Source organism: Pantoea sp. Pa-EAmG (assembly GCF_030024295.1).
In the GTDB taxonomy this organism is placed as follows: Bacteria; Pseudomonadota; Gammaproteobacteria; order Enterobacterales; family Enterobacteriaceae; genus Pantoea; species Pantoea dispersa.
This window is the reverse complement of record NZ_JASEWO010000003.1, coordinates 66,331-76,197: the sequence shown is the minus strand read 5'-3', so window position 1 is coordinate 76,197 and position 9,867 is coordinate 66,331. Positions and strand designations below refer to the sequence as shown.

Below are 9,867 nucleotides of genomic sequence, written 5' to 3'. Positions count from 1 at the left end.
GTCGAATGCTGCGTTTTTCCGGGATCATATAGGTACGCTCGATGATTATTGACTGTCGTCAATTTTAACATTTTTCTCTGTCATGTGAACTCATCCGAGCAGTAATAATGATCAAAACCGCACAAATGCTGGGTATTCGCGGCTTTGATGTCTGCAAATTACCAGCCGGTTTTTGATCTGGAACGTTTTCTTTCCATATTTACATCCGGACACAACCTGATCCCGCGCAGAAAGTGACAGATGTGATAGCCGATAACCTTTGCTACTATTTTGCTTTCGGGTGGCATGTTGCGCCCGATTCACCACCAGGCGTGAGGAAAACACCATGAACCTTGATGATGAAGACCTTTTCCGCGATGCCATGGGTGATGTAACCCCGTTAAAAGATTGCGCCAACACCCAGTGGCTGCGCGCGCCGTCTACTAAAGCGCCGCGCCAGCAGCCGCATGACGACGCACCGGAAAACTTCCTGACGCGCGGCTTCCTTGAGATTATCCCGCGCGACACGCCGCTGGAATATAAAGCCGATGGCATTCAGCAGGGCGTGCTCGACAAGCTGCGGCTGGGCAAATATACGCTGGACGCCAGTCTTAATCTGTTACGCCAGCCGGTGGAGACCTGCCGGCAATCGCTGTTCAGCTTTATGCTGGAAGCGCGTAAACAGGGCCTGCGCAATCTGCTGATTATTCATGGCAAAGGGCGGGATGATGAAGCGCACGCCAATATTGTCCGCAGCTACGTGGCACGCTGGCTGCGACAATTTGACGACGTTCAAACTTTCTGCAGTGCGCAACCGCAACACGGCGGCAGCGGCGCAGTCTATGTCGGGCTGCGCAAAACCGATCGCGCGCGCCTCGATAATCGCGAACGCCACGCCAAACGCAGCCGTTAACTGTGAAATTTGCGGATGGTGGCCATCAGCACTTCCGCGCTTAGCGAGAGCGAGTGGCCGCTGCGGGTAATAATGCCCACCGGCTCGCCGGGGCCGGGCGATGCGATGGGTAGCGCGCTGAGCGCATTGTGACTTAAATCTTCCTTCACCGCGCCGGATGGCACAAACCACACATAGTCATAACGCAGCGCCAGCTGGCGGGCCAGCGAGGTGGACGAGGTTTCGACACAGTTGCCCGGCAGCGAGCAGCCTTGTTCATCCAGCATGTGCTGGGCAATACGCCGCGGCGCGGTGCCTTCAGGCGAAATCACCACTGGCCACTGCATGGCGCGGGAAAGTGTGACGTTGTCACTTAAGAGCGGATGCTCCGGTCGCACCACCAGCTTGAGCGATCCGAGAAACAGCAATTCGTAGGTCAGGCCGGTCATCATTTCGCTGTCCGCCATACGGCCAATGCCAATATCAAACTCCCCGGCGCGCAGGCCAGCCAGCAGCACATTATTGTGCAGCGTGGCCACCTGTACCGTGGTGTTCGGCTGCTGTTCGTGGAAGCGATCCAGGATCTGCGGCAGCATCCCCATGGCGGCGGTGGTGAGGGCGCCAAGGCGGATCACGATCGGGCGTCCGGAAACCGGCGAGTTGAAACTTTGTCCGGCGTGGTTAAGCGCATCCAGTACTTTCACCGCGTGGGTCAGGAACTGTTCTCCCAGTGTCGTCAGCTGAGCACCGAGGCGACCGCGCTCAAACAGACGGGCGCCCGCCAGTTCCTCCAGCTCATTGAGCGTCTTAGACAGCGCCGGCTGACTCAGATTCAGGGTTTCCGCCGCGCGGCCCAGCGTGCCCTGTTGCGCGACTGCCACAAAGGTGTGTAAATGGCGCAGACGAATGCGCTGATTAAAGAGATGATTTTTGTCCATAAACGCCAGCGTAATGAGTCAGAGTGGTCAGCGGCAAGTGGCTGACCGAGATTCTGTTAACTTACCTGCAAAATTATATTAACAAAAACAGTCAGCGTGAGAAGTTTTAGTAAGTGGCTGTATTGGTTAGGTTTATAAATAACCGGGCGTCCGGGCGCGTTTCTGTACTCAGCGTTATCAGTAGCTTAGCGGGTAAAATGTTGAATAATTCTCAATTTCACTTAAAAATCCTGCCCGTTATTGTTAACGATGCGCTATCATAAGCGCCGTTTTTTTTACCAAAACTGATGACCTATTCGTGATAATCCTGCAGGAGTGGTACCGTGACCAGCGCTGAAGCCATTGACGTCCGCCAGCTCATCAACCAGAGCGCGTTAAGCAGCTGGCAGAAGCGTTTAATTGCGCTGTGCTTTGTCGTGGTAGCGCTGGATGGCATGGATATCGCGCTGATGGGCTTTATCGCGCCGACGCTGAAAGCCAGCTGGGGCGTGACCAATCATCAGTTGGGGATGGTGATCAGCGCGGCGCTGATTGGCCTGGCGCTGGGTGCCATGGTGGCTGGACCGCTGGCCGATCGCTACGGCCGCCGCGTGATGATTCTGCTCAGCGTGCTGTTTTTTGGCCTCTGGACGCTGGCGACCGCCATGGCGCAAAACATCGAACAGATGATGCTGTTCCGTTTCCTCACCGGTCTGGGGCTGGGAGCGGCGATGCCCAACGTCGGCACGCTGGTGGCCGAATACGCGCCCGAGCGGCGCCGCTCGTTTATTATCACCGTGGTGTTCTGCGGCTTCACCTTTGGCGCGGCCTCCGGCGGTTTTGCCGCCTCGTGGCTGCTGCCGCGCTATGACTGGCATTCCGTGATGCTGATGGGCGGCGTGCTGCCGCTGCTGGTGCTGCCGTTTCTGCTGCGCGGCCTGCCGGAGTCGGTGCGCTTTCTCATCAGCCAGCGCGCGCCCGCTGCACGCATTCACGCTATTCTGGCGCGCATGCTGCCGGGCAGCGTCCGGCCTGACAGCCATTTTCAAAGCAGTGAACCGCTGGCCGCGCGCCACGGTGCAGTGGCCACCGTCGTCTCACCCCGCTATCTGTTTGGCAGCCTGATGCTGTGGGGCGGCTACTTTATGGGGCTGTTTCTGGTCTACCTGATTGGCAGCTGGCTGCCATCGCTGATCAACACGCTGGGCATGTCTGTCACCGAAGCGGCTATCGTCACCGCCATGTATCAGGCGGGCGGCACCGTTGGCTCACTGTTTGCCGGCTGGCTGATGGACCGCATCAACGCCAATCTGGCGCTGGCCATTATTTACTTTTGCGGCGGCATCGCCATTGTGGCGCTCGGGTTTTCCCCGGCGCAGGTCGGGTTGATGAGCGCCATCGCCTTCTGCAGCGGCTTCTGTTTTAACGGTGCCAACACCGGCATGAATGCACTCTCGGCCAGTTACTATCCCACCCATGCCCGCGCGACCGGCTCCAGCTGGATGCACGGCGTCGGCCGCATCGGCGCGATCATCAGCGCCTTCGTCGGCGCTGAGCTGCTGTCCCTCGGCTGGTCGTTTAGCCAGATCTTTCTGCTGCTGGCGCTGCCGGCGGCGCTGACCACGCTGATGCTGGTACTGAAATGTCGCTTTGGTGACCAGCCGCGCGCCACCGAGTGACAGGGCGATCACAGTTCCGCGAAAATGTTACCCGCCGCTAAAGGGTTGATCTACAGTAGCAGCAACCCTTTAGCCCAAGGTGATGACCATGGATAACTTTCTCACCCGCGATGCCATCCGCACGCTGTTCTCTCAGGCCATGTCGGCCATGTACCAGCAGGAGGTGCCGCAATATGGCACCCTGACGCAGCTGGTTACCGCCGTTAACGAACGCACCTTAGAAGCGCAGCCGGCGCTGAAAAACCGTCTGGCCGCCGCCGATGAGCTGAGCCGCCTCGGCGTGGAGCGTCACGGTGCCATTCGCGTCGGCACTGCCGCAGAGCTCAGCACGCTGCGGCAGATGTTTGCCGTGATGGGGATGGAGCCAGTGGGCTATTACGATCTGTCACAGGCGGGCGTGCCGGTGCACTCTACTGCCTTTCGCCCGGTCAGCGACAGCGCGCTGCGGCGCAATCCCTTCCGCGTTTTCACCTCGCTGCTGCGGCTGGAGTTGATCGACGATGCCGCACTGCGCGACAAAGCCACGGCTATCCTGGCGGCGCGCGACATCTTCACGCCTGGCTGCCGGGCACTGATCGCGCAGCATCAGCAGCAGGGCGGTCTCAATGCTGCCGATGCCGCCCGCTTTGTTCAGGAGGCGCTGGAAACCTTTCGCTGGCATGCGCACACCACGGTGGACAGCGCCACCTACCGCGCGCTGAGCCAGCAGCATCGCCTGATTGCCGACGTCGTGTGCTTCCGCGGCTGCCACATTAATCACCTGACGCCACGCACGCTGGACATCGATCGCGTGCAGGCGCTGATGCCTTCGCGCGGCATCGAACCGAAAATCCTGATTGAAGGGCCGCCGCCGCGCGCGGTGCCGATTCTGCTGCGCCAGACCAGCTTCAAAGCGCTGGAAGAGGCGGTGCATTTTAATGATGGCACGCCTGGCACCCATACCGCGCGCTTTGGTGAAATTGAGCAGCGCGGCGCGGCGCTTACGCCTAAAGGCCGCGCGCTGTACGACCGGCTGCTGGCGCAGGCCGGTACCGGCAGCGATAACCAGCAGCATCAGCAGCACCTCAGCGCGGTGTTTCGTGATTTTCCTGATGATGAACAGACGCTGCGCGAGCAGGAGCTGGCGTGGTTCCGCTACCGTCTGACGCCGCAGGGCGAGCATCAGCCGCCGCGCGCCGGGGAAACCGTGGCGCAGCTGCTGGCCACCGGACGTTTACAGGCGGAACCGATTGTCTACGAAGATTTTCTGCCGGTGAGCGCGGCCGGTATCTTCCAGTCGAATCTCGGCAACCAGACTCAGGCCCGCAGCGCCGGCAATGCCAGTCGTGCCGATTTTGAAGCCGCGCTCGGTGCCGCCGTGCAGGATGAGATGGTGCTGTATCAGCAGACGCAACAGCGCAGTCTGGCGCGCTGCGGCGTGCAGGAGTAGGGCGTAAAAAAGCGGCCTGAAAAGTGACAGGATCACTTTTACAGGCCGGCTGTTTTTCTTTCTAATGATTATTGCAGGCGTGCGTCGCGCACCAGCGTATATTTTCCGGCACCCAGGAACAGGATGGCCAGCGCGCCCAGCAGGTAAAGCGCTTCCGTTTCCAGCGACCAGGCGCCGACATCGGTGCGATGCCAGAGTGCGCCCATTTTCACCAGCAGCGTTGCGACTACCATGTTAACGGCAATGATAAAGGCCGCCGGGCGCGTCAGCAGGCCAACGATGACCATGATGGGTGCCACAATTTCCCCGATGTAAGCACCGTAAGCGATGAAACCTGGCATGCCTTTGACGCTGAGCAGATGGGCGATCCAGCCGACGCCATGAATCGCCTTAAACTCGCCATGAAACAGCAATAGCCCGCCGAAGGTTAAGCGTAACAGCAATTTACCGAAATCCGGGTGATCGCTCATCCGGGTGAACAGCTGATTGATGCCAGCAAACATCGCGTCTCTCCGTCACGCCAGGTTAACTTGCAACCATAAAACAGAATGCGTCGCTGCAGTTAACCAAAAAATTTGATGAAGTTGTTCAATGAATCGGTCGCTTATTCGGCTTAATCTGCAAATGCTTGCAGAACATAGACATTCCACTGAGGCCTGCAAATAATGGAATCAGGCTTTACCAGGAACCCGCAATGAAAAATGAACGACGTCTGAGGATCATGACGGCAGAAGGTGAACTCAGAGGCCTGATGGATGATGAACTGTTTACCTTTAAAGGAATACCTTATGCAGCGCCGCCGGTTGGCGCACTGCGCTGGCGTCCGCCGCAGCCGGTGGCACCGTGGCAAACGCTGCGCGATGCCACCGCGTGGGGCGATGCCAGCTGGCAAAATCGTGACTACTGCGTGGCGGCCGGCGGCGGCGATCCGGGCCGCTTCAGCGAAGACTGCCTCTATCTGAATGTCTGGACGCCTGATGTCGAACCCGTTACGCCGTTACCGGTGATGGTATGGCTGCACGGCGGCGGTTTCAGCATCGGTGCCGGCAGCCTTGATCCCTATCGCGGCAAAGCGCTGGCAGCGCAGGGTGTGGTGGTGGTGACACTCAATTACCGCCTTGGTCATTTCGGCTTTTTCGCGCATCCGGCGCTCGACGCCCAGTATCCGCCGGGCAAGGTGGTCAATAATTTTGCGCTGCTGGATCAGATTGCCGCGCTGCAGTGGATTCAGCGTAACATCCCGGCATTTGGCGGCGATCGCCATAACGTCACGCTGTTTGGCGAATCGTCCGGCGCGCGCAGCGTACTGTCGCTATGTTGCTCGCCGCTGGCCGAAGGACTGTTTCATAAGGGCATCGTGCAAAGTGCCTACAGCCTGCCGGACGTGCCGCATAAGCAGGCGCAGCAAACCGGCCTGCAGGTGGCAGCGCATTTCAATCTGGCCGCGGATGCCAGTGCGGAGCAGCTGCGCGCACTGCCGGCCGACAGTTTCTGGCCGCTGGAGCGACCGCTGGCGCTGGGGCCGGTGGCCATCAGCGGCGATGCGGTGCTACCCAGACCGATGCTCGACACCTTTATGGCGGGTAAACAGCATCGCGTGCCGTTGATGATTGGCAGCAACAGCGATGAAGCCAGCGTGCTGGACTACTTCGGCGTAGATGTCCGCAGCGTGTTACAGCAGCTGCGCAGCAAAAGTCGCCTGAGTTATCGCCTGTTGAAGTGGCTGTACGATATCCATGATGACAGCCTGCTGGGACGCGCGGTGGCGCGCGACATGGCGTTTACCGTCATGCCGCTGCTGGTGGCGCAGTCGCAGCACAGCATCGGCATGCCTGCGTGGCGTTACTGGTTTGATTATGTGTCAGAAAACGCGCGTCATCTCTACCCGCACGGCACCTGGCACGGCAACGAAATTCCTTATGTCTTCAATACGCTCGCGACGCTGCCGCCGCCGGGTGACTGGCATTACAGCGCCAGCGATATCGCCTTTGCCGGCCGCGTCAGCGCCTGGTGGGTGGCCTTTGCACGGGATGCCAGTGAGTTCAGCCATCGGCTGCGGCTCGACGGGGAACCCGACTGGCCGGTGTGGCGGCCAGGTGAAGATTTGACTCTCGCCTTTGGCCACGACGGTAAAGCGGAATCGGTGCTGAAGGCGCGATTTATGCGCGGCCGTCTGCGTCTGTTTCGCCTGATGATGCGCAGCCACGTTAAACTTTAATAAGCCTGCTAATCATGTAAAAACATCAATGTTTTTTTAAGGCAAATTGGCCGCTATCTGCCTGATTTTACGACCGCTCAGCCGCCCCGCGCGGCACCCCATCCTGCAATTAATTAGCTTACAAAACATTTATCTTTTCCCGGTTCGCTGCCGATAAATACCCTAAGCCCTGTTTTATCCGGGCTGCCAGCGTTCACACCAGGGGATTATGTATGGGTATGTTAAAAAACTTCACGATTCGCGCCGTTATGCTGACCATTCTCGGGCTTTTCTGCCTGTTATGGTGTGGCGTAGGGCTGTTCAGCGTCCACTCGCTGAATGCGCTCGGCGAGGGTAACGAGATTGATCGTCAGCTGGTAAACCAGATGACGGCGCTCAGCAAAGGCAACGATCAATATTTCCGCGTGGTCACGCGTCTGTCGCGGGTAATGGAAGGCCGCACCGCCGGTAACGCGCCGACCGCAGAAGCGTTCGCGCCGGTGCAGCAGGCACTGGATAACATGAAACAGCAGTTAACCCAGTTCAAAGCCATGGCGCCGGGTCCGATGGACAGTGAGACGGTGAACAATGTGATCAGCAGCTGGCAGAAACTGCTGGATGAGGGTATCGCGCCACAGGTGGCGCTGGCGCAGCAGGCTTCACTGGATGCATGGCGCGCGCAGGCCAACAATGTCACGCCGCCGCTGAGCCGGGCGTTTGGTGCCAGCGCAGAAGCGTTTAATCAGGCCGCCAGCAGCAAGCTGGATGAGACCCGCGTGACCGTGGACACGCTTACCAGCATGACCAAAGTGATTATTGTGTCGGCGGTGGTGTTCGGCTTATTGATTCTGCTGTTCACTGACCGTTACCTGGTGACGATGCTGGTGAAACCACTGGATCGCATTCGTAACCATTTTACCGTGATTGCGCAGGGCGATCTCAGCCAGCCGGTGGAAGAATTTGGCCGCAACTGCGTTGGCAAACTGGTGCCACTGCTGCGGGCGATGCAGGACAGCCTGCGTGAAGCGGTCAGCGCCATCCGCAGCGGCACGGAGAACATCTACCGCGGCGCGGCAGAAATTTCAGCCGGCAATAACGATCTTTCATCGCGCACCGAAGAGCAGGCGGCCGCGCTGGAACAGACCGCAGCCAGCATGGAGCAACTGACCGCCACGGTGAAATTCAACGCCGACAACGCACGTCAGGCCAGCGCGCTGGCGGAGACCGCCACCGGCACCGCACAGCAGGGCGGCCGTCTGGTTGGCGAAGTGGTGACCACCATGCAGGGCATTTCCGGCAGTTCGAAAAAGATTGCCGAAATCACCAGCGTGATCAACGGCATCGCCTTCCAGACCAACATCCTGGCGCTCAACGCGGCAGTCGAAGCAGCGCGTGCTGGTGAGCAGGGGCGCGGCTTTGCCGTGGTGGCCAGCGAAGTGCGCAACCTGGCGCAACGCAGCGCCGGCGCCGCAAAAGAGATCGCCACGCTGATTGAAGATTCGGTGTCACGCGTTGAAAAGGGCTCGGAGCTGGTCAGCAGCGCCGGCAGCACCATGCATGACATTCTGAAGTCGGTGCAGGATGTGAATGAGATCATGAAGCACATCGCTGCCGCGTCGGAAGAGCAGAGCAAAGGGATTTCGCAGGTCGGCACCGCCGTCACCGAAATGGACAGCGTCACCCAGCAGAACGCATCGCTGGTGGAGCAGGTGTCGGCGGCGGCCAGCGCGCTGGAGCGTCAGACCGAAGAGCTGCAGGCGTCGGTGGCGAAGTTCCGTCTGTCCGACAGCGCGCCGCGCGCACAGGCTGTGGCATCCACTGCTGCGCCTGCGCTGCGCCGGCCGGTGTTATCTGCCGCCGCAGGCGCTCAGGGTAAACCCGCCAGCAGTGAAGAGTGGGTTTCATTCTGAGACTGACACAACCACGCCACCAGCTGCGGCAAAAACGGTGGCGCATCTTTTTCCGCCCGCTGTAACAGGCTGTAGCTCGCCCCGGTTGCCACACTCGCGGCAAACGGGGCGATTAACCGCCCATTCGCCAAATCATTCTCCACCAGCGTAATATCCGCCACCGTCACGCCAAATCCCTGAATCGCCGCGCTGATCGCCAAATCCATGGTGGCGAAGTGCTGATTGCGCGCCATCGGCAGCTGCTCCGCCTGGCCGGACAGCCACAGCTGCCAGTCGCGCGTATCGCCGGTCGGATGCAGGAAAGTGAATCTGGCCAGTTCGCTGACATGGCGCGGCGCCGGCACGCTGCTGGCCAGCACCGGCGTCAGGCGCTCGGCAAACAGCGGAATGGCACCGGCAGGCGGCGTGCCGAACACAATTGCCGCATCAAAGTTTTCCAGCTGCGACGCATGATCGAGCGTGGTAGTGAGCGCCACGTGAATGTCTGGCCGCTGCTGCTCCAGCGCCACCAGGCGCGGCACCAGCCAGCGCATGGCGCAGGTCGGGGCTTTCAGCCGAATCGAGGCGTTGCTGCGGCTGGCTTTCTCAGTGGCATTGACCAGCAGATTGAATCCCTGTTGCAGCTCCGGCAGCAGCGCCGCGCCCTGATCGGTGAGATGCAGACCGCGCGCGTGGCGTTCAAACAGGGCAAATCCCAGCCAGCTCTCCAGCGCCGCAATTTTGCGGCTCACCGCGCCCTGAGTGATGCACAGTTCGCTGGCGGCGCGCGTCAGGTTGAGATGACGGGCGGTGACCAGAAAGGCATGAATGGCGTTGAGCGGCAGAGCAGAGCGGGACATAACGGCCTCAAGCTATGATTTTTTA

General features: G+C 59.8%; 8 protein-coding genes. 5 read left to right on the top strand and 3 right to left on the bottom strand.

Annotated features, from left to right (window positions below):
• Positions 1-325: 325 nt before the first annotated feature.
• A complete protein-coding gene (gene smrA / locus QMM04_RS01100) occupies positions 326-892 on the top strand; it encodes a DNA endonuclease SmrA (protein WP_021506105.1) in 567 nt (188 codons plus the stop codon).
• Here the strand turns inward: smrA and QMM04_RS01095 are convergent.
• On the bottom strand, positions 889-1,809 hold the full coding sequence (locus QMM04_RS01095; RefSeq protein WP_282995485.1) for a LysR substrate-binding domain-containing protein: 921 nt from the start codon (positions 1,807-1,809) through the stop codon (positions 889-891). The two genes, smrA and QMM04_RS01095, sit on opposite strands and share 4 nt — an antisense overlap.
• 323 nt (positions 1,810-2,132) lie before the next feature.
• On the opposite strand from QMM04_RS01095, the gene QMM04_RS01090 reads away from it, so the two are divergent.
• Together QMM04_RS01090 and QMM04_RS01085 are read left to right on the top strand one after the other, a co-directional pair.
• Positions 2,133-3,467, top strand: a complete 1,335-nt coding sequence (locus tag QMM04_RS01090; RefSeq protein WP_058758506.1) for an aromatic acid/H+ symport family MFS transporter — start codon at positions 2,133-2,135, stop codon at positions 3,465-3,467.
• An 88-nt stretch (positions 3,468-3,555) separates the two neighbouring features.
• Positions 3,556-4,896: a VOC family protein gene (locus tag QMM04_RS01085; RefSeq protein WP_125308767.1), complete on the top strand. Its 1,341-nt coding sequence runs from the start codon at positions 3,556-3,558 to the stop codon at positions 4,894-4,896.
• Between the two features lie 68 nt (positions 4,897-4,964).
• Here the strand turns inward: QMM04_RS01085 and QMM04_RS01080 are convergent, their stop codons facing one another.
• Complete coding sequence (locus tag QMM04_RS01080) at positions 4,965-5,399, bottom strand: DoxX family protein (RefSeq protein WP_058769762.1); 435 nt, start codon at positions 5,397-5,399, stop codon at positions 4,965-4,967.
• Between the two features lie 191 nt (positions 5,400-5,590).
• On the opposite strand from QMM04_RS01080, the gene QMM04_RS01075 reads away from it, so the two are divergent.
• A complete protein-coding gene (locus QMM04_RS01075) occupies positions 5,591-7,114 on the top strand; it encodes a carboxylesterase/lipase family protein (protein ID WP_282995484.1) in 1,524 nt (507 codons plus the stop codon).
• Positions 7,115-7,326: 212 nt separating this feature from the next.
• A complete protein-coding gene (locus QMM04_RS01070) occupies positions 7,327-9,003 on the top strand; it encodes a methyl-accepting chemotaxis protein (RefSeq protein WP_058769764.1) in 1,677 nt (558 codons plus the stop codon).
• Here QMM04_RS01070 and QMM04_RS01065 read toward each other — a convergent pair.
• Entirely contained in the window at positions 8,961-9,842 is an 882-nt protein-coding gene (locus tag QMM04_RS01065; protein ID WP_282995483.1) for a LysR substrate-binding domain-containing protein, read from the bottom strand. The two genes, QMM04_RS01070 and QMM04_RS01065, sit on opposite strands and share 43 nt — an antisense overlap.
• Between the last annotated feature and the right edge of the window lie 25 nt (positions 9,843-9,867).

Bases quoted from the DNA above. Each gene is read 5' to 3' on its own strand.
- QMM04_RS01075 (WP_282995484.1), top strand. From the start codon at position 5,591: ATGAAAAATGAACGACGTCTGAGGATCATGACGGCAGAAGGTGAACTC.
- QMM04_RS01080 (WP_058769762.1), bottom strand. From the start codon at position 5,399: ATGTTTGCTGGCATCAATCAGCTGTTCACCCGGATGAGCGATCACCCG.
- QMM04_RS01065 (WP_282995483.1), bottom strand. From the start codon at position 9,842: ATGTCCCGCTCTGCTCTGCCGCTCAACGCCATTCATGCCTTTCTGGTC.
- smrA (WP_021506105.1), top strand. From the start codon at position 326: ATGAACCTTGATGATGAAGACCTTTTCCGCGATGCCATGGGTGATGTA.
- QMM04_RS01085 (WP_125308767.1), top strand. From the start codon at position 3,556: ATGGATAACTTTCTCACCCGCGATGCCATCCGCACGCTGTTCTCTCAG.
- QMM04_RS01095 (WP_282995485.1), bottom strand. From the start codon at position 1,809: ATGGACAAAAATCATCTCTTTAATCAGCGCATTCGTCTGCGCCATTTA.
- QMM04_RS01070 (WP_058769764.1), top strand. From the start codon at position 7,327: ATGGGTATGTTAAAAAACTTCACGATTCGCGCCGTTATGCTGACCATT.